General features: G+C 65.2%; 18 protein-coding genes, 1 tRNA gene and 1 pseudogene. 9 read left to right on the top strand and 11 right to left on the bottom strand.

Annotation, left to right across the window (positions count from 1 at the left end; all coding sequences use genetic code 11):
* The first annotated feature begins 38 nt into the window (after nucleotides 1-38).
* Nucleotides 39-923: a LysR family transcriptional regulator gene (locus IVB07_RS02635; RefSeq protein ID WP_018452983.1), complete on the top strand. Its 885-nt coding sequence runs from the start codon at nucleotides 39-41 to the stop codon at nucleotides 921-923.
* Between the two features lie 47 nt (nucleotides 924-970).
* Here the strand turns inward: IVB07_RS02635 and IVB07_RS02630 are convergent, their stop codons facing one another.
* A complete protein-coding gene (locus tag IVB07_RS02630; protein ID WP_085351611.1) occupies nucleotides 971-1,774 on the bottom strand; it encodes an enoyl-CoA hydratase-related protein in 804 nt (267 codons plus the stop codon).
* A gap of 154 nt (nucleotides 1,775-1,928) precedes the next feature.
* Here IVB07_RS02630 and IVB07_RS02625 point away from each other — a divergent pair, with 154 nt between their 5' ends.
* Complete coding sequence (locus IVB07_RS02625; RefSeq protein ID WP_018452981.1) at nucleotides 1,929-2,903, top strand: ketopantoate reductase family protein; 975 nt, start codon at nucleotides 1,929-1,931, stop codon at nucleotides 2,901-2,903.
* Between the two features lie 4 nt (nucleotides 2,904-2,907).
* Here IVB07_RS02625 and IVB07_RS02620 read toward each other — a convergent pair whose 3' ends face one another.
* Entirely contained in the window at nucleotides 2,908-3,600 is a 693-nt protein-coding gene (locus tag IVB07_RS02620) for an alpha/beta family hydrolase (RefSeq protein ID WP_231189766.1), read from the bottom strand.
* A 127-nt stretch (nucleotides 3,601-3,727) separates the two neighbouring features.
* On the opposite strand from IVB07_RS02620, the gene IVB07_RS02615 reads away from it, so the two are divergent.
* Complete coding sequence (locus tag IVB07_RS02615) at nucleotides 3,728-4,873, top strand: acyl-CoA dehydrogenase family protein (protein ID WP_018452979.1); 1,146 nt, start codon at nucleotides 3,728-3,730, stop codon at nucleotides 4,871-4,873.
* Nucleotides 4,874-4,899: 26 nt separating this feature from the next.
* On the opposite strand, the gene IVB07_RS02610 is transcribed toward IVB07_RS02615, so the two are convergent.
* From IVB07_RS02610 to IVB07_RS02585, 6 genes and pseudogenes are all read right to left on the bottom strand, one after another.
* Entirely contained in the window at nucleotides 4,900-6,039 is a 1,140-nt protein-coding gene (locus IVB07_RS02610) for an amidohydrolase/deacetylase family metallohydrolase (protein ID WP_018452978.1), read from the bottom strand.
* A gap of 124 nt (nucleotides 6,040-6,163) precedes the next feature.
* A tRNA-Arg gene (locus IVB07_RS02605) sits at nucleotides 6,164-6,240 on the bottom strand.
* Nucleotides 6,241-6,337: 97 nt separating this feature from the next.
* Nucleotides 6,338-7,294 carry a tripartite tricarboxylate transporter substrate-binding protein gene (locus tag IVB07_RS02600; RefSeq protein WP_018452977.1) on the bottom strand — a complete coding sequence of 319 codons (957 nt, stop codon included), beginning with the start codon at nucleotides 7,292-7,294 and terminating at the stop codon, nucleotides 6,338-6,340.
* A 48-nt stretch (nucleotides 7,295-7,342) separates the two neighbouring features.
* The gene (locus IVB07_RS02595) at nucleotides 7,343-7,714 is read right to left on the bottom strand and encodes a dimethylsulfonioproprionate lyase family protein (RefSeq protein ID WP_247767485.1); all 372 of its coding nucleotides are present in this window, start codon (nucleotides 7,712-7,714) and stop codon (nucleotides 7,343-7,345) included.
* Nucleotides 7,715-7,740: 26 nt separating this feature from the next.
* Entirely contained in the window at nucleotides 7,741-8,379 is a 639-nt protein-coding gene (locus IVB07_RS02590) for an RraA family protein (RefSeq protein WP_204514026.1), read from the bottom strand.
* Between the two features lie 26 nt (nucleotides 8,380-8,405).
* Nucleotides 8,406-9,918: pseudogene (locus IVB07_RS02585) on the bottom strand (AMP-binding protein).
* 208 nt (nucleotides 9,919-10,126) lie between these two features.
* On the opposite strand from IVB07_RS02585, the gene IVB07_RS02580 reads away from it, so the two are divergent.
* The gene (locus tag IVB07_RS02580) at nucleotides 10,127-10,759 is read left to right on the top strand and encodes a hypothetical protein (RefSeq protein ID WP_018452973.1); all 633 of its coding nucleotides are present in this window, start codon (nucleotides 10,127-10,129) and stop codon (nucleotides 10,757-10,759) included.
* A 117-nt stretch (nucleotides 10,760-10,876) separates the two neighbouring features.
* On the opposite strand, the gene IVB07_RS02575 is transcribed toward IVB07_RS02580, so the two are convergent.
* Both IVB07_RS02575 and IVB07_RS02570 read right to left on the bottom strand, forming a co-directional pair.
* Complete coding sequence (locus IVB07_RS02575) at nucleotides 10,877-11,092, bottom strand: hypothetical protein (protein WP_083926313.1); 216 nt, start codon at nucleotides 11,090-11,092, stop codon at nucleotides 10,877-10,879.
* A 28-nt stretch (nucleotides 11,093-11,120) separates the two neighbouring features.
* The gene (locus IVB07_RS02570) at nucleotides 11,121-12,128 is read right to left on the bottom strand and encodes a 2-dehydropantoate 2-reductase (protein ID WP_247299203.1); all 1,008 of its coding nucleotides are present in this window, start codon (nucleotides 12,126-12,128) and stop codon (nucleotides 11,121-11,123) included.
* Nucleotides 12,129-12,286: 158 nt separating this feature from the next.
* Between IVB07_RS02570 and IVB07_RS02565 the strand changes: the two genes are divergently transcribed.
* Nucleotides 12,287-12,868: a YidB family protein gene (locus IVB07_RS02565; RefSeq protein WP_026232432.1), complete on the top strand. Its 582-nt coding sequence runs from the start codon at nucleotides 12,287-12,289 to the stop codon at nucleotides 12,866-12,868.
* 30 nt (nucleotides 12,869-12,898) lie between these two features.
* The gene (locus IVB07_RS02560; protein WP_083926312.1) at nucleotides 12,899-13,171 is read left to right on the top strand and encodes a GlsB/YeaQ/YmgE family stress response membrane protein; all 273 of its coding nucleotides are present in this window, start codon (nucleotides 12,899-12,901) and stop codon (nucleotides 13,169-13,171) included.
* 221 nt (nucleotides 13,172-13,392) lie between these two features.
* Here the strand turns inward: IVB07_RS02560 and IVB07_RS02555 are convergent, their stop codons facing one another.
* Nucleotides 13,393-14,178, bottom strand: a complete 786-nt coding sequence (locus IVB07_RS02555; RefSeq protein WP_018452969.1) for an SDR family oxidoreductase — start codon at nucleotides 14,176-14,178, stop codon at nucleotides 13,393-13,395.
* 238 nt (nucleotides 14,179-14,416) lie between these two features.
* Here IVB07_RS02555 and IVB07_RS02550 point away from each other — a divergent pair, with 238 nt between their 5' ends.
* Genes IVB07_RS02550 through IVB07_RS02540 form a run of 3 tightly spaced genes read left to right on the top strand, consistent with a single transcriptional unit; the run spans nucleotide 14,417 to nucleotide 17,493 of the window.
* Nucleotides 14,417-15,481 carry an acyl-CoA dehydrogenase family protein gene (locus tag IVB07_RS02550; protein WP_026232431.1) on the top strand — a complete coding sequence of 355 codons (1,065 nt, stop codon included), beginning with the start codon at nucleotides 14,417-14,419 and terminating at the stop codon, nucleotides 15,479-15,481.
* A gap of 17 nt (nucleotides 15,482-15,498) precedes the next feature.
* Nucleotides 15,499-16,659, top strand: a complete 1,161-nt coding sequence (locus IVB07_RS02545) for an acyl-CoA dehydrogenase family protein (protein ID WP_008133127.1) — start codon at nucleotides 15,499-15,501, stop codon at nucleotides 16,657-16,659.
* Nucleotides 16,660-16,674: 15 nt separating this feature from the next.
* Nucleotides 16,675-17,493 (top strand): enoyl-CoA hydratase/isomerase family protein, encoded by an 819-nt coding sequence (locus IVB07_RS02540; RefSeq protein WP_018452966.1) that lies wholly within the window; start codon nucleotides 16,675-16,677, stop codon nucleotides 17,491-17,493.
* Nucleotides 17,494-17,569 lie beyond the last annotated feature (76 nt).

The following is a 17,569-nucleotide window of genomic DNA, read 5'->3' as shown; positions in this document are numbered from 1 at the left end:
ATAGGCGATCACCTTTCTCGAATCGCGAAAGGCCGAAGATGGACATCCTGGTAAACCTTCAGGCGTTCCTCGCGACCGCCGACGCCACCGGCTTCTCCGCGGCCGCGCGAAAACTCGGCGTCTCGACGTCGGTGGTCGCCAAGCGCGTCACGCAGCTGGAGGCGCGGATCGGCACGCCACTGTTTCATCGCTCGACCCGGCAATTGCGGCTGACCGAGGCCGGCCAGCGCTACGTGCATCGCGCCCGCGGCGTCGTCACCGACGCCGCCGATCTGCTGTCGCGCATGGGCGAGAAGGGCCACGATCTCGTCGATCATCTGCGCATCAAGGCCCCGACCTCGCTGACGGTCGCGCGGCTTGCGGACGTCTTCACCGCCTTCCAGACCCAGAACCCGCGGCTCAAGCTCGAGATCGTGCTGTTCGACCGTCCGGTCGATCCCGTCACCGAAGGCTTTGACATCGCCATCGGCGCCTTCCCGCATTCCTTTGGCGGTGTCGTCGACGAACCCTTGTGCCCGCTGAAGCGGCTGCTCTGCGCCTCGCCTGCCTATTTGAAGAAACACGGCACGCCAAAACATCCGCGTGATCTGGTCGATCATCGCTGCCTCAGCTTTCTACCGACCGGCCCCGAATGGATCTTTGACGGGCCGCGCGGCCGCATCAGCGTCCAGGTCAGTCCGCTGCTGTCCTGCAACGAGGGCCAAGTGCTGGCGCGCAGCGCCATCGCCGGCAACGGCATTGTGTTGATATCGGACTATCTCGTCGCGGGCGCCTTGCGCGACGGCGCGCTCAAGCCGGTGCTGCGCGAGTTTCCGATTCCGGAATTGTGGGTGAAGGCTGCGATCCCTGAACGGCGGCGCAATGCCGCCGCGGTACAGGCGCTGCTCACTTTGCTGAAAAGGTCACTCGCGACGTCGCTGTAAAAGCCCGTAGCCCGGATGGAGCGAAGCGTAATCCGGGCTACTCGCGTTCAGCTTTTAGCACCTGCCCAATTCGCGGCGCGCTTTTCCGCGAACGACGCCAGCCCCTCGGCGGCTTCCGCGCTCTGTCGCTTCAGCGAATGCAGATGCACGAGCCGCTTGTAAGCCGCATCGTCCACCGCCATGCCGCCGAACGAACTTTCCAGCGCGAGCCGCTTGGTCTCGGCCATCGCCTCCGATCCGTTGGCAAGCAACTGCTCGACCACCTTGGCGCCGGCGGCGTCGAGATCGGCGAGCGGCACCACCTCGTGGACGAGGCCGATACGACGGGCGTCCTCGGCGCCGAAACGTTCACCTGTCAGCGCGTAGCGGCGGACTTGCCGTACACCAATGGCATCGCAGAGCTGCGGGATGATGATGGCCGCGGTCAGGCCCCAGCGCACTTCGGTGATCGAGAACAGCGCGTTGTCGGCCGCGATCACGACGTCGCAGGCCGCGATCACGCCGGTGCCGCCGCCAAAGCAGCCGCCCTGCACCAGCGCGACCGTCGGGATAGCCAGCGTATTGAGCCGCTGCACGGCCTCGAACGTCGCCCGCGACGCGGCCTCGTTCGCCTCGCTCGATTGCGGCCGCACGCCGTTGATCCATTTGAGGTCGGCGCCAGCCTGGAAATGCTTGCCATTGCCCTTGAGCACGACGACGCGAAGGTTGGGCTTGCTGCCGAGATCGTCCATGGCCGCGAGCACGCCTGCGATCAACGCGCCGTCATAGGCATTGTTAACCTCCGGCCGGTTCAACGTGACGGTCGCAACCCCACGCGCATCCAGGGTCCACAGGACGGGGCTATCGGTCATCGGTGTTCCTCCGCTCGTTTGTTTGGCGCGCACTATGACCGAGGCTCCGCGCCCTGATCCATATCTTTCGAGCGTAGGGCAGCCGCGTCCATCGCATGGCGGCTTGTGTCATGCTGCCGCGGGGCGGCATCAAGGGATCAGGGACGGACATCACATGCGCATCTGCATTTTCGGCGCGGGCGCCGTCGGCAGCCATCTTGCAGTTCGGTTGGCCCGCGCCGGCCACGAGGTCTCGTGCGTGATGCGGGGCGCGCACCTGGAGGCGGTCCGGGCCAACGGCCTCAAGCTGCGCGTCGGCGATTCCGAGGTCTCCGCCAAGGTGAACGCCTCCGGCGATCCGGCCCAGCTCGGCCCGCAGGACGTCGTGATCAGCACCTTGAAGGCGACCGCGTTGACCGGGCTGGTCTCCAGTCTCAAGCCGCTGCTGCAGGACAACACCGCGATCGTGTTCGCGCAGAACGGCATTCCCTGGTGGTACCGGATCGGCCTGCCGCCGCGGCACCCGACCCCGCCGGACATTTCCTTCCTCGACCCGGGCGGACGCCTGCGCGCCTGCATTCCGAAAGAGCGGATCGTCGGCGGCGTAGTCTTCTCCTCCAACGAGGTGATCGCGCCCGGCGTGGTGCAGAACCTGACGCCGGACCGCAACCGCCTGCTGATCGGCGAATGTGACGACCGCAATTGCGAGCGCATCACGACGCTCCGCGGTGTCTTCAGCGACGCACGGCTGGAATCGCCGCCGGTCGCCGAGATCCGCGAGGCGATCTGGTCAAAGCTGCTGACCAACATGTCACTGTCGGTGCTGTGCCTGCTCACCGGCCAGACCGCGCGCGGCGTGCGCGATGACCCCGCCTTTGCGGATGTCATTCCGCGGATGCTGAACGAGGCCAACGAGATCGCTCAGCATTTTATCCCCGAGGTCAAGCGCGTATCACGCAGCGGCCCCGCCCCCAACCACAAGCCGTCGCTGCTGCAGGATTACGAGCTCGGCCGCGCCATGGAGATCGACGTCCTGGTAAAGGCGCCCCAAGCCTTCGCGCGCACCGCCGGCCTGTCGACGCCGACGCTCGACTTGATCGCCGCGCTCGCGATCCAGAAGGCGCGCGACAAGGGGCTATATTCGGCGTGAGATTTCAGGCGAGGCTGTCGATCCAGGCCGCGAGCGTATCAAGCACCTCTGTCAGCGCCTCTTCATTGGTGCGGCCGGACTTTTTCAGCACCGCGAAGGAGTGATCGCCGCCTTCGATCTCATGCAGCGTCGCCTTCGGGGCAAGAGCGGCGATGACCGGCTTGAGGAGGCCGAGATCGGCGAGCCCGTCGCGGGTGCCTTGCAGGAACAGCATCGGGATCTCGACATGGGCGAGATGCTCGGCGCGCTCCGTCGACGGCTTCTTGTCGGCGTGCAGGGGAAAACCGAGGAAGGCGAGCCCTTTGACATCAGGCAGCGGAGCCTTGGACTGCGCCTGCGAGGTCATGCGCCCGCCGAAGGATTTTCCACCCGCAACGAGCATCACACCCGGGCAGAGCCGCGCGGCTTCCTCGACTGCCACGCGGATCGTGGCGTGGGCGACCGCAGGCTGGTCGGGACGGCCCTGCTTGTTTTCCATGTAAGGAAAATTGAAGCGGAAGGTCGCGATGTCGCGAGCAGCGAGCCCCTCCGCAATCTTGTCCATCGATGCATGCCGCATCCCTGCACCGGCACCATGCGCCAGGACGTAGCAGGCGCGCGCCTTGTCCGGCTGCGTCAGGATCGCGGAGACCGTGCCGATGCGCGCGATGTCGAGCTTGAGCTCTTTGGTTTTGACGGTTTGGATTTTGACAGCCACAATCAACCATCCCGATAGACGCTGCTCCGGCCGCCTTGGTAGCGTCACCGGCACAGCCTGAAAACACAATAATTGCCGCCAAAGGCTGGCCTAACCAGGCCGGCAAGCCGCATTGACCGAGGTGACCATGTCCTACCGCTCCTCCTGGATGACCGAAGAGCTCGAAATCTTCCGCGACCAGTTCCGGAAGTATCTTGCCAAGGATCTGGCCCCGCATGCCGAAAAATGGCGCGAGCAGAAGATGGTCGACCGCTTTGCCTGGCGCGGGCTCGGCGAGATGGGCGCGCTGCTGGCAAGCGTGCCGGAGGAATATGGCGGCCTGGGCGCCACCTTCGCCTATGATGCCGCCGTGCTCGACGACCTCGAAAGCACGGTGCCGGAGCTGACGACCGGCGTCTCCGTGCACAGCGCCATCGTCGCGCACTACATCCTCAATTACGGCTCGGAGGAGCAGAAGAAGCGCTGGCTGCCGAAGATGGCTTCAGGCGAGATGGTCGGCGCCATCGCCATGACCGAGCCCGGCACCGGCTCGGATTTGCAGGCCGTCAAGACCACCGCCAGGAAGCAGGGCAATTCCTACGTCATCAACGGACAGAAGACCTTCATCACCAACGGCCAGGCTGCCGACCTCGTCATCGTGGTTGCGCGCACCGGCGATGTCGGCGCCAAGGGCATTTCGCTGATCGTGGTCGAAACCTCAGGCGCGGATGGATACAAGCGCGGGCGCAACCTCGACAAGATCGGCCTGCATGCCTCCGACACGTCTGAGCTGTTCTTCGACAACGTCGCGGTGCCGCCGGACAATTTGCTCGGCGGCGAGGAAGGCCAGGGCTTCGTGCAGCTGATGCAGCAATTGCCGCAGGAGCGCCTCGCGCTCGCGGTCGGCGCGGTCGCGGCTATGGAGCGCGCGATAAAACTCACCGTCGACTACACCAAGGAGCGCAAGGCCTTCGGCAAGCCGCTGATGGATTTCCAGAACACCGCCTTCAAGCTCGCCGAGCGCAAGACCGAAGCGATGATCGCGCGCGTCTTCGTCGACTGGTGCATCGAGCGGCTGGTCGCAAAGGACCTCGACACCGTCACGGCGTCGATGGCGAAATATTGGTGCTCGGAGAAGCAGGTCGAGACCGCCGACGAATGCCTGCAGCTGTTCGGCGGCTACGGCTATATGCAGGAATATCCGATCTCGCGCATCTTCATCGATTCCCGCATCCAGAAGATCTATGGCGGGACGAACGAGATCATGAAGCTGTTGATCGCGAGGTCGTTGTAATCAAGCCGGCGTGAACGGCCCGCCGCTCAATTCGGATGCCACCACCGGCCGCCGATCACGACGCCTTCGGAGACGATCTTGCGGTCGCCGATCAGGTGCTCGCCGACGACGTCCTCATAGTCGAACTGGCCTTCCCTCACCGAGATCAGCGTGGCGTCGCCGACGCTGCCCGGCTTGAGGCTGCCGAGCTCGGGGCGCCGCAGCGCCATCGCGGCGTTGACGGTCGAGGTTGCGATGACGTCGGACAGCGGCATGCCCATGCACAGGAATTTCGACAGGGTCGTCACCTGATCGAAGGCCGGGCCGTCGATGCAGAGCTGATGAATGTCGGACGAGATGGTGTCGGGATAGAAGCCGTTGGCGAGCATCGCACGCGCGGTCTTGAATGCGAACGAGCCCTTGCCGTGGCCGATGTCGAACAGCACGCCGCGCTCGCGGGCGTCGAGCACCGCCCGCTTCACCGTGCCCTGCGCGGTCGCAGGCGTGTTGGGGAAGGGACGGAACGCATGGGTGAGCACGTCGCCGGGGCGCAGGCGCGCCAGCACCTCCTCGTAGCTCGGCGGCGGATGATCGATATGCGCCATCAGGGGCATGCCGACCTCGTTCGCGACCTCGAGCGCGATGTCGAGCGGCACGACGCCCGACGTGCCCGAGGAATGCAGCCCCACGCGCACCTTGATGCCGACGATGAGATCGCGGTTGGCGTCGGCCACCTTGGCCGCCTCGATCGGATTCATCAGCCGCAGCTCCTCGCTCTCGCCGACCATGATCCGGTGCGAGAAGCCGAAAATGCCGGCATGCGAGACATGCAGATAAGCGAGGATACGAACCTGGCTCGGCTCGATCACATGCTTGCGGAAGCCCGCGAAATTGCCCGGCCCCGCACTGCCGGTATCGACCGCGGTGGTGACGCCGGAAAGACGGCAGAACTCCTCGGCGTCGATGCCGAGCGACGTGCCGCCCCAATAGACATGGGTGTGGAGATCGATCAGTCCCGGCGTCACGATGTAGCGAGAGACGTCGCGCACCTCGGTGCCCGGATCCGCCTTGAGCCCACTGCCGATCGCCGCGACCTTGCCGCCGGAAAAGGCGACATCGGTCACGGCGTCGAGCTTCTGGGACGGGTCGACCACACGGCCGCCGCGCAGGATCAAATCGAAAGGCATTGTCGTCTCCGGATATGGCAGCGAGGCGGGGCGGCAGTCAGCCCGGGCCAGGAGGAAGCTTCGCGCTTCTAGCAATTTTTGCGCCGACGAGCGTATCAAACGCGACGATTGCTCACTGAAAAACTGGCGATCCCGGGAAGACTCGAACTTCCGACCTACGGTTTAGGAAACCGTCGCTCTATCCGGCTGAGCTACGGGACCGCGGAACCCGCAGAGCGGGTTACCGGGGCTTCATATCAAAGCGGAAGGGGGATCGGAAGCCCTCCGCGTTGCTCAATGCGGAGGGCTGCCGGTCATCTCATGCCCGGATATTGTTGTCCTTGACCACCTTGCCCCAAATGGCGACCTGCTTGTCGAAGAAGGTCTTGAAGGCGGGAGCGTCCTCGAGCAGCAGCGTCATCTGCTGCGTTTCCTTGAGCTGGGCGGCGGTCGCGGGCTCGCTCAGGATCTCCTTGGACGCCGTCGCGAGGCCTGCGACGATGTCCGGCGGCGTGCCGGTGGGCGCGAAGATGCCCCACCAGGCCAGCGTCTCGAAATCCGGAAAGCCCGCCTCGATCGCGGTCGGCGTATCCGGCAGGCCCGGCAGCCGCTCGCGGCCGAGCTGCAGGATCGGACGCAGCATGTTGGTGCCGAGCTGGGCTGCGACCAGCGCCGCAGATCCCGCGATCAGGTCGACATGGCCGCCGAGCACGTCGTTCATTGCGGGGCCTCCGCCGCGATAGGGCACGTGCATGATCTCGACGCCGGCCTTGTTGCCGAGCACGGTCATGGCGAGATGGCCGAGCGTGCCGATGCCGACGGAGGCATATTTCACCGCGCCGGGCGTCGCCTTGCAGGCCGCCACCACGTCGGCAAAGCTCTTGTAGGGGCGGCCTGCACCGGCAGCGATCACGTAAGGCGCGGTGCCGACCAGCAACACCGGCATTAGCTCGCGCTCGACATCGACGGGCGGCTTGTCGAGGATGGAGGGGATCACCGCATGGGAATCGAAGGTGACCAGGAACGTCGAGCCGTCAGGCGGGCTCTTGGCGACCTGCGCCGCGCCGAGCGCGCCTGCCGCGCCCGACTTGTTCTCGACAATGACGATGCGGTTGAGCTTGGTTTGCAGATGGCTCTGGAGCAGCCGCGCCATCGCATCGGTGGATCCGCCCGGCGGAAACGGCACCACCAGTGTGATTTTTGAAGCCTGCGCCAACGCCGGCGTCATCGCGAGAATAGCCGGCGCTGCCAGCAGCGTCCGTCGTGTGATCGTCATGGTATCCCTCCCCTGTTTTCTCGCGCCCGGCTTTTGCTCTTTGGCGCTTTAAGTGGTCCCGAAACCGGATCCCGCTTTTCTGTATTCTGGCCGCGGCGGACTGAAGATGTCCAGCACGCGGGCGCCGTCGGGGCCGGCGCGCATGGTGTGCGGCACATTACCCGGCGTGCGCCAGAAGTCGCCTTTCTTCACGGCAATCTCCTCATCACCCTGGACGCGGATGGCGGAGCCGTCGAGCAGCACGCCCCACTGCTCCTCGGGATGATGGTGCAGCGTGCCTTGCACATGCGGCGCCAGCGTCACCACCGACAGCATCGCCTGCTCGCCGGAGAAGATGCGCGTGGTCACCCCTGCCGCGAGCTCGCGAAACAACCCGTCGCCGTTATCGTCGAGATTGTGGAATTCGTCCTGCTGGCTCACGCCGCCCTCCTCTTCATTCTCGCTGATCAGGATTTGCCATACGAGCCTTGATAACGGCCCTCGCGGATCGCCTTCAGCGTCTCCTCCTCGCGCGCGACCTGGGCTCGCACGGCGTCGAGCAGCGCCGCGGCACCGGCGGCGGCAAACGACACCACGCCGTCCTCGTCTCCGACGACGATGTCGCCGGGCGAGATCACGCTGCCGCCGATCGAAACAGGCACGTTGATCTCGCCGGGGCCGTTCTTGTAAGGGCCGCGGTGGATCACCGCGCGGGCATAGCAGGGAAAGTCATCGGCAGCGAACGCCGCGACGTCGCGGATCGCGCCGTCGATGACGTAGCCTTCGGCTTTGCGCCATTGCGCGATGTTCTTCATGATCTCACCGACCAGCGCGCGGGTCTCGTCGCCGCCGCCATCGACCACGATGACGTCGCCGGGGCCCACCAGCTCGAGCGCGCGGTGGATGGCGAGATTGTCACCGGGACGGGTGCGGACCGTGAAGGCCGTGCCCACCAGCTTGGCACCGCGATGATAGGGTTTGAGCCCCACGGCGCCCGGCAGCCGGCCGAGATTGTCCGAAATGACCGGGGTCGGCGCACCGCGAAAGCCCTCGATGATCGCGGCCGGCGGCTTCGGCACAGCGTTCGCGGCGATGGTGATGGTCATAATCTCGGTCCTTCCCATGAATTCTCTTAATCGGCGTCCGCCCGCGCCTTCGCCGGCCAAATCCGGAACGCGCGCCCCTCCTTCATCCACGCCGCGCGCTCGTCGCGGCGTGCGGCGAACTTTACCGGAATCGTCGCGTGGTGGGACGGTGACGATCTCGAAGCTCTCCGGGTGCTTGTAGCGGCTGAGCCTGTCTTTGAGGAAATCCGCCATTCCGTCGGCGATGGCTTGGCCGTCCGCATCGCTCTCCGGCTCGATGATGGCGTGCACGCGCTGGCCCAATTCCGGATCGGGCAATCCCACCACCACGCAGGAGCGCACGCCCGGACAGGCGGAGACGGCAGCTTCGACCTCGGCGGGATAGATGTTGGCGCCGCCGCGCAGCACCATGTCGGCGAGGCGGTCACCGAGATAAAGGTAGCCTTCCGCATCCAGCCTGCCGATATCGCCCAGCGATTCCCAGCCGTCGGCGCGGCGCTTCGGCTCGGCGCCGAGATAGTGATAGGTGGCGTCATTGCCGTCATTGTTGAGGAAGTAAATCTCGCCGGTCTCACCCGGCGCAACGTCGTTGCCGTCCTCGCCGATGATGCGCAAGCGCGCCGTCTCGCCGATCTTGCCGACCGAGCCCTGGTGCGTCAGCCATTCCTTGCCGGAGATGATGCAGGAGCCCTGTCGCTCGGTGCCGCCATAGAGCTCCCAGATCCGCTCAGGCCCGAGCCAGGCGATCCAGTTCTCCTTCAGCCAGGGTGGCATCGGAGCGGCCATGTGGAAGACGGTTTGCAGGCTCGACACATCGTAGGCGTTGCGCACGTGCTCCGGGAGCGCCCAGATCCGGTGCATCATGGTCGGCACGAAATTGACCCATTGCACGCGCTCGCGCGCAATTTGCCGCAGCGCCTCCTCGGCGTCGAACTTGACGAGGCCGGTGAGCTGGCCGCCGGTGAACAGCGCGTAGTGCGACACGATGAACGGCGCATTGTGATAGAGCGGACCGGGATTGAGCAACGAGACCCCGAAGGGGATGTTGAGCGGCGGCGCGGCGACCGTGTCGATCACCGCCGGCTGGTGATCGAGGATCACCTTCGGGCGGCCGGTCGATCCGCCGCTGGTCATGGCTTTCCAATAGCGCGCCACCGGTGCGGTGAGCGGCTCGTCCGAAAACCCTTCCGGCACGAAATCCGCGGGCAGACGGTTCGGCGCGTTCCAGTCGGCTTCGCCGCCGACCACCAGCGCCGGCTTCAGGATGTCGAGCACCGCGGCGGCTTCGCCGCGCGGCAGCCGCCATGACAACGAGGTCGGCGTCGCTCCGCATTTCCACACTGCAAACGAGGTCTCGAAAAACGCATTGCAGTTGGGCAAACCGATCGCGACAAAGTCGCCGGGCTTGACACCCTTGGCCATGAACGCCCGCGCGCGCCGGTTGGCGCCGCGTTCGAGCGCGTCCCATGTCAGCGTATCCTGCCCGTGACGGACGGCGATCGTGCCTTGCGGTTTGCGTTCGGCGTACCAGCGCGGCACATCGGACAGGGGCAGCAGCATGAGGCGTTTCCACTTCGTATTCTTGGCGTCGCCGATGAGGCGAGCGCAGGATGAAGTGACGCTGTGACTCCTGCGCCACGTCAAGCAAAAAATGTCAGCATCACAGCCATGAAATTCCCGGGTTCCATGGGTGACAAGCAGGCCATAAAGGGGCAAAAATCAGCCCGACTCAGTTCGGGTTGAGTTTTGCAAGGAATGCTCTCGTAGAATGTCGGACGTAGTTGCATCGCGTCGTGCGGCGCTTGTCGTTGCTGCAGCAGGATTTTTCCTGCTGGCGCCGTCGCATGCCCAGGCACAATGGTGGAAGCGCGCGCCTGTTGACTTCGAGGCCTGCGCCGACGCCGCCGAGAAAGCTACGACCAAATCCGAGAAGACGGCTGCGCTTGCCGACTGCAACGCCAAATTCGCCGGCCGGCGCAAGGCGGGCGGCGGCTATTCCTATTACGATTTCCTCCAGGACCGCAGCTTCGACATCGCCGGGCCCAATCCGACGCCGGAGGAGCAGAAGAAGATCGACGAATCCTACACCGCCTATCTCGCCAATCAGCGCCGCAGCAATGAAGCCGCGCAGGCCACCGCGCGCCAGCAGCGCGAGCAGCAGGAACAACAGGTGCAGCAGCTCCAGCGGGTCGCGTTGCGAACCGAGGTCGAGCGCGTGCCCGTGCCGGTCGAGCGGCCGAAAGTCCAGCAGGCCGCCATCGGCGACGCGCGGCCGCGGCCGAAGGGCACACCCTGCACCAAGGGCTCGTTCTCCTGCGAATGGCCGCGGCTGTCGGATGGATTGAACGACATCAAGAAGCTGTTCAGCCCGACGCCGAGCAAGCCCGCGAAGAAGGGCTGAGCTGCGTCGCCGTCATTGCGAGCGCAGCGAAGCAATCCAGCATCTCTCCGCGGAGGCAGTCTGGATTGCTTCGCTACGCTCGCAATGACGAACTGGGCGGGGATCCGTCTCCTAGCCTCAGTTCGTGTGCTTCTTCTTGCTGCGCTTCGGTTGAGCAACCGGCGCATTCACCGGCGCCGTTGTTGTCGGTGAACTACCCAACTGCGAACGACTCTCCTTCAGGCGCGCGTCATAGCCGGGCGAATTCGTGACGGTCGGCGGCCTTGCCTGAGCAAACGTGGAAGCTGCACATAAGGCGGCGAGCACGACCCCGATCGTCAAACAACGTTTCATCGCACGTCTCCCGTCAGCCGGCGTGAACTCATGCAGCGCCGCGAACCTGCTGCGGCGTCAGCCGCGGCGGACCCTTGCCCGCGGCCTCAGCCTCGTTGATCAGCGCAACAATGCGGCGCGACAGCGGCACGTCGACACTGTTCTGTTCGGCGAGGGCGATGATCGCGCCCTGGAGATAGTCGATCTCGGTCTTGCGGCCCTGCTTCAAATCCTGCCACATCGAGGAACGCGCCTCGGGATCGATCTTCATGGTCCTTCCCAGGATCAGGTCGAAAATCGGATCAGGCAGTCTCAGCAAGGCGGGCGTCCAGGACGACGGGATCGGCGTCGCCGAGACCGGTGTGATGCCGGCGGCCCTCATTGCAGCCAGCCCCTCCGCCATCTGATCGGCGAACAACCTTCGCCATTCGCGGTTCCCCAATTGCGCAGCGAGGGGCATGTCGGACAAGGCGCTGAGCGCGTTGTTCAAATTGATGATCAGCTTGCCCCATTGCACGCCGGTGATGTCGCGGCTCGCGCGCATCGTGAGCCCCGGCACCGACAGAGCTGCGGCCGCGTTCGTGTCATCTTGGCCAACATGAATGTCGCCAGAGGTCGAGCGGTGGAAGCGGCCCTCGCCCATCCCGACCACGTTGAAAGGCACCATGCCGGCGAGCACGCGGCGATCGCCGAGGCGATCGCGCAGCACTGCGACGTTGCCGACGCCGTTTTGCAGCGAGACGATGACAGCGTCCTGCGGCGCATGCTGCGCGATCTGCTTGGCGACAGCTGCCGTGTCGGCGCTCTTCACCGTGACCAGCACGATGCCGGCGCTGTGCAAGATCGCGGGATCTTCCGATAGCGCGAGTTGGCCCGGATCGAGCTTCTTCTCGGAGCCGTCGAAATCGGTCAGAAGCAGACCGAACCGCTCGATCTCGGCCTTCACCCGCGGTCGCACCAGGAACGCGACGCGGCGACCGGCAGCCGCCAGGGTGCCGCCGACAAAACATCCGATGGCGCCCGCGCCGGCCACCACGATCGGTCGATCCGTCATCATCTTGGCTTGCCCCCTCAACGATCCGCCCTCGATAGCAGAGGCTGTGTCTGCTGCCCATTCCCGGAGTTGCGGCGCAATCGCCTTGTAACCGTCATGACGGCCTCATATGTTTTCGAACGGGGCTTGTTACCGGCAACAAAGCGCCAAGGGAGAACGCCATGGGTTTGCTCGACGTCCTCAACGGCATGCAGAACGGCCCGCGCGGGCCAAGCACGCCGAGTTCACAATCCTCATCCAGTGGCGGCATGTCGCCCATGACCATGGCGCTGCTTGGCCTGCTCGCCTGGAAGGCATTCAAGCATATGAGCGGTAACCAGAGCGGCAGCGCGCCGCAGCCGTCCCCGGCACCGACGCCGACGCATCTCCCCCCGCCGGTGAATGCAGGCGCTGGTGGTGGCCTCGGCGACCTGTTGAAGGGCGGCCTTGGCGGCCTGCTCGCGGGCGGCGCGGCCGGCAGCGTGCTCAGCGGCGGGCTCGGCGATCTCCTCAACCAGCTTCAGCACAGCGGTCATGGCGATACTGCCAATACCTGGGTCGGCAAGGGCGAGAACAAGGCGATCGCTCCAGGCGATCTCGCCAATGCGCTCGGCGCCGACCAGATCGAGAGCCTGTCCGCCCAAAGCGGCCTGTCGCGTGACGAGCTGCTCTCGGGCCTCAGCCAGTATCTGCCGCAGGTGGTCGACCATCTGACGCCGGACGGACGGCTGCCGACCGAGCAAGAGATCGCGGGCAGAGTCTGATTGGTTTAGTCAAACGAGGGGAGCACGGACATGAGCATGGGTGGCTTGTTGTGGATCATCGTCGTCGGCTTCATCGCCGGCCTCATCGCGCGTTGGCTGGCGCCGGGACCGAACAATCCGAGCGGCTTCATCCTCACCACCATCCTCGGCATCGCCGGCGCGTTTCTCGCGACCTTCATCGGTCAGGCCATCGGTCATTACGGTCCCGACCAGGGTGCAGGATTCATCATGGCCACCATCGGCGCCGTGGTGGTGCTGTTCATCTGGCACCGGCTGGTGGCGAGCGGCGTGATCAAGGGGTGACGCTTCAAAACGCCGAAAGCGGCACACCGCCACCTCATCGTCATGCCCGGGCTTGACCCGGGCATCCACGTCTTTTGATCCGCGCGGCGACACGTGGATGGCCGGGTCAAGCCCGGCCATGACGTAGAGAGAGCGGAGGCCGGGTCAAGCCCGGCGACGACGTGGAGAGAGCGGAGGCCGGGTCAAGCCCGGCGACGACGTGGAGAGAATGTGCCGCGCGATCACGTCACCAAATGCATCCCCGCATCCATGCGCACGACTTCGCCGGTCATGTTGCTGGAGGCCGGCATCGCCAGGAAACAGACGAGCTGCGCGATGTCTTCCGCCGATGACGCGACCTTCAGCGGCACCTTCGCCGCGACGCTGTCGCGCACCTGCTTGGCGCCCGCCTCGCCGCGGCCCTTGGTGAACCAGGGTGTATCGATATAGCCCGGGCATACCGTGTTGACGCGGATCAGCGGCGCCAGCGCGCGCGACAGCGACAGCGTCATGGTGTTGAGCGCGCCCTTGCTCGCGGCGTATGCGATCGACGATCCGACGCCGCTGATGCCGGCGACCGAGGAGATGTTGACCACGGCGGACGGCCGCCCAGAAGCTTTGGCGCCGGCCTCGAGCAGGCTGCGCGCCGCGCGCACCATCTGGAACGGGCCGATGGTGTTGACGCCGTACAGGCGCTGGAAATCTTCCGCCGACAATCCGTCGAGATCGGCATGGACGACATGCTTGGTGGTGCCGGCATTGTTGACGAGCACGTCGAGCCGGCCCCAGCCGCCAGCTGCCGCGACGATCTTGCGGCAATCGTCATCCTTCGAGACGTCGCCCTGCGCGACCAGAACTTCCGGTGAGCCCGCCTTGCGGCAATGCTCCGCGGTCGCCTCCGCTTCCTTCTGGCTCGAGGAATAGTTGATGACGAGCCGCGCCCCGCTCCGTGCGAGAATTTCCGCGGTCGCAGCGCCCAGGCCGGAGGCGGACCCCGTCACGATTGCGCACAAACTGTCCTTTGCCATCCGGATTTCCTTCCCCTTGATTGAGTATCGACGTTCTGTTTAGCGAGTTTGCCGCGCCCTGCAAATCGAGCAAACTCCGCTAAGCGGAATTAGCTCATCGCCCATGCCCGCGCCGCAGGTTGACCTGCGATCAGCGCTTGTCAGGGCCATGGCTTTTTTGGATCATCGGGCGCAAGAAGAACCTGCGCGCCCGCCCCACTGGGGCCGGATGCGCCAATGGCAAAACACGGGGAACGCTGTGGCGGAGAGTGACAATATCGTCGTCGAGACCGCGGAGAAAATCTTCGCCGATCTCGCCGATCCGCAGACCGTCAACAACGACAAGAAGGATTCGTGGCAGGCGCCGCTGTGGCAGGCGCTGAGCGAGGCCGGCCTGCCGCTGGCCTGGGTGCCCGACGATCTCGGCGGCTCCGGCGCGAGTCTGGCCGACGGCTTTGCGCTGCTGAACGCGGCCGGCCGTTTCGCAGTCGCGGTTCCCCTGGCCGAGACCATGCTGGCCGGCTGGCTGCTGGCGCAGGCGAAGATCGCTTCCCCGGAGGGGGAGATGACGGTGCTGCCGGCGTCGCCCAAGGATCGCATCACCCGCGATGCCGATGGTGCGCTCTCCGGCCGCGCCCGCGGCGTGCCCTTCGCAAAGGCGGCAAAGCACTTCGCGGTGCTGGCCCACGGCAAGGACGGAGTCGCGGTCGCGCTGGTGGATGCGAGCAAGGGCCGGATCGAGACCGGACTCAATGTCGGCTATGACCACAGCGACACCGTCACGCTCGACAAGGTCCAGCCCCTCACCATCAAGCCCGCGCCGAGCGGCTTTGACCAGACCACAATGATGCTGATGGGCGGCGTCGCGCGCAGCCTTCAGATCGCGGGCGCGCTGGAATCGATGCTCGACATCTCCGTGCGCTATTCCAACGAGCGCGTCGCCTTCGAGAAGAAGATCTCCAAATTCCAGGCGGTGCAGCACAATCTCGCCCGCCTCGCCGGCGAGTCGGCTGCTGCGCTTGCGGCTGCGACTTCCGCGGCCGACGCCATCGCCAACGCAAAGTCGTTCGATGACGCGGTCTATCTCGAAGCCGCCTCCGCAAAGATCCGCTGCGCGGAAGCTGCGGAAAAGGGCGGCGCCATTGCGCACCAGGTCCATGGCGCGATCGGCTTCACCCTGGAGCACATCCTGCACCGCTATTCGCTGCGGGCGCTTGCCTGGCGCGACGATTTCGGTTCGGAAAGCCACTGGGCCGTCGAGCTCGGCAAGCTCATTGCCAACCGCGGCGCCGACGAATTGTGGCCGCTCGTGGCTTCGCGCTGATCAGGGACGAGACAACAATGACCGCTGCCCTCCGTTTCGATCCGATCCGCCTGCCCGAGAAATGCGAGCAATTGCGCAAGGAAGTACGCGCCTTCCTCGCGGAGGAAATCGCCGCCGGTACCTTCGATCCGCACAAGCCCAACCGCGAAGACACCGACGCGCCGGAATTCTCCCGCCGGGTCGGCGCCAAGGGTTGGCTCGGCATGACATGGCCGAAAAAATATGGCGGCCAGGAGCGCTCGTTCCTCGAACGTTACGTGGTGACGGAGGAGATGCGCGTCGCCAACGCGCCGACGCGGCGCTTCTTCGTCGCCGACCGCCAGAGCGGACCGGTGCTGATCAAATACGCGCCTGAGCACATCAAAATGGACATCCTGCCGCGCATCTGCCGCGGCGAGATCTGCTTCGCGATCGGCATGAGCGAACCGAACTCCGGCTCGGACCTGTTTGCCGCGAAGACCCGCGCGACCAAGACCGACGGCGGCTATCTCATCAATGGCACCAAGATCTGGACCTCGTCGGCGCATATCGCCGACTACATGATCGCGATCTTCCGGACGTCGCAGCCGACCAAGGAAAACCGACGTCACGGCCTGACCCAGTTCCTGGTCAAGATGAAGCAGCCGGGCATCCAGGTGAACCCGATCGGCCAGATCACCGGCCAGTACGAGTTCAACGAGGTCGTGTTCACCGATTTCTTCGTGCCTGACGATCATGTGCTCGGCGAAGTGGACGGCGCCTGGAAGCAGGCGACCAGCGAGCTCGCTTATGAGCGTTCGGGCCCCGAGCGCTTCCTGGAGACCTATTACGTGCTGACCGAGCTGGTTCGCGCCGTTGGTCCCAATCCGGATACCCGCAGCGCCGAAGGCATCGGCCGGCTGGTGGCGCAGCTCCACACCATGCGGCGCATGTCGGTCTCGGTCGCGGGCATGCTGCAAGCCGGCAAGGAGCCGGTCGTCGAAGCCTCCATCGTCAAGGACATCGGCACGGTGTGGGAACAGCAGCTGCCGCACCGCGTGCGCGATCTCGCCGCCTTCGTCGAGGAGACCGCGACCAACCGCGAGACGCTGGAGCGGCAGCTCGACTTCGCCATCAAAACCGCGCCGAAACTCACCATCCAGGGCGGCACCACCGAGGTGCTGCGCGGCATCATCGCCCGCGGGCTTGGTTTGCGCTAATCATTCGAGGACATCATGAGCACCTATAAAGATATCGGCGTCGAAAAAGTTGGTCACGTCGGCACCATCGAGATCCGCCGCCCGCCGCTCAACTTCTTCGACATTTCGCTGATCAACCAGATCGCGGACGCACTCGACGAGTTCGATCGCGACATCGAGATTCGCGCCTCGGTGCTATCGGCCCAGGGCAAGGCGTTTTGCGCCGGCGCCAATTTCCAGGACCCGGCACGACAGGCGCAAGAGGCGCGCGAAGCCGATAAGACGGCCAAGGGCGATCCGGCCGATAGCCTCGGGGCGATCAATCATCTCTACATCCAGGCCGTGCGCATCTTCCGCGCCAAGAAGCCGATCGTCGCGGCCGTGCAGGGCGCCGCCATCGGCGGCGGACTGGGCCTCGCGGTCTCGGCGGACTTCCGGGTCACCTGCCCCGAAGCGCGCTTCTCCGCGAACTTTACAAAGCTCGGCTTTCATCCCGGCTTCGGCCTGACTGTGACGCTGCCCGAGCTGATCGGAAAGAACAACGCCGAGCTGATGTTCTACACCAGCCGCCGCGTCACCGGTGAGGAGGCCTTCAAATGGGGCCTCGCCAACGAGCTGGTGCCGCAGGACCAGGTCAAGGCGGCCGCACTGAAGCTCGCCGGTGAAATCGCCGAATGCTCCCCGCTCGGCCTCGTCTCCACCCGCGCCACGATGCGCGCTGGCCTCGCCGATCGCGTGATGGCCGCGACCAATCACGAGCTCGAGGAGCAGACCCGACTGCGCGCCACGGAAGACTTCAAGGAAGGCGTGAAGGCCACGGAAGAGCGGCGGGTCGCGAATTTCAGGGGGCGGTAGGTCCTTTCTTCCTTCTCCCCTTATGGGAGAAGGTGGCGCGAAGCGCCGGATGAGGGGTTGTCTCCGCAAGCCATTC

This window comes from Bradyrhizobium sp. 172 (assembly GCF_023101065.1).
Classification (GTDB): domain Bacteria; phylum Pseudomonadota; class Alphaproteobacteria; order Rhizobiales; family Xanthobacteraceae; genus Bradyrhizobium; species Bradyrhizobium canariense_D.
This window is presented reverse-complemented; position numbering and strand designations above follow the sequence as displayed.

Bases quoted from the DNA above. Each gene is read 5' to 3' on its own strand.
- IVB07_RS02590 (WP_204514026.1), bottom strand. From the start codon at position 8,379: ATGACCATCACCATCGCCGCGAACGCTGTGCCGAAGCCGCCGGCCGCG.
- IVB07_RS02625 (WP_018452981.1), top strand. From the start codon at position 1,929: ATGCGCATCTGCATTTTCGGCGCGGGCGCCGTCGGCAGCCATCTTGCA.
- IVB07_RS02615 (WP_018452979.1), top strand. From the start codon at position 3,728: ATGTCCTACCGCTCCTCCTGGATGACCGAAGAGCTCGAAATCTTCCGC.
- IVB07_RS02630 (WP_085351611.1), bottom strand. From the start codon at position 1,774: ATGACCGATAGCCCCGTCCTGTGGACCCTGGATGCGCGTGGGGTTGCG.
- IVB07_RS02600 (WP_018452977.1), bottom strand. From the start codon at position 7,294: ATGACGATCACACGACGGACGCTGCTGGCAGCGCCGGCTATTCTCGCG.
- IVB07_RS02545 (WP_008133127.1), top strand. From the start codon at position 15,499: ATGACCGCTGCCCTCCGTTTCGATCCGATCCGCCTGCCCGAGAAATGC.
- IVB07_RS02555 (WP_018452969.1), bottom strand. From the start codon at position 14,178: ATGGCAAAGGACAGTTTGTGCGCAATCGTGACGGGGTCCGCCTCCGGC.
- IVB07_RS02580 (WP_018452973.1), top strand. From the start codon at position 10,127: ATGTCGGACGTAGTTGCATCGCGTCGTGCGGCGCTTGTCGTTGCTGCA.
- IVB07_RS02565 (WP_026232432.1), top strand. From the start codon at position 12,287: ATGGGTTTGCTCGACGTCCTCAACGGCATGCAGAACGGCCCGCGCGGG.
- IVB07_RS02570 (WP_247299203.1), bottom strand. From the start codon at position 12,128: ATGATGACGGATCGACCGATCGTGGTGGCCGGCGCGGGCGCCATCGGA.
- IVB07_RS02540 (WP_018452966.1), top strand. From the start codon at position 16,675: ATGAGCACCTATAAAGATATCGGCGTCGAAAAAGTTGGTCACGTCGGC.
- IVB07_RS02560 (WP_083926312.1), top strand. From the start codon at position 12,899: ATGAGCATGGGTGGCTTGTTGTGGATCATCGTCGTCGGCTTCATCGCC.
- IVB07_RS02575 (WP_083926313.1), bottom strand. From the start codon at position 11,092: ATGAAACGTTGTTTGACGATCGGGGTCGTGCTCGCCGCCTTATGTGCA.
- IVB07_RS02635 (WP_018452983.1), top strand. From the start codon at position 39: ATGGACATCCTGGTAAACCTTCAGGCGTTCCTCGCGACCGCCGACGCC.
- IVB07_RS02610 (WP_018452978.1), bottom strand. From the start codon at position 6,039: ATGCCTTTCGATTTGATCCTGCGCGGCGGCCGTGTGGTCGACCCGTCC.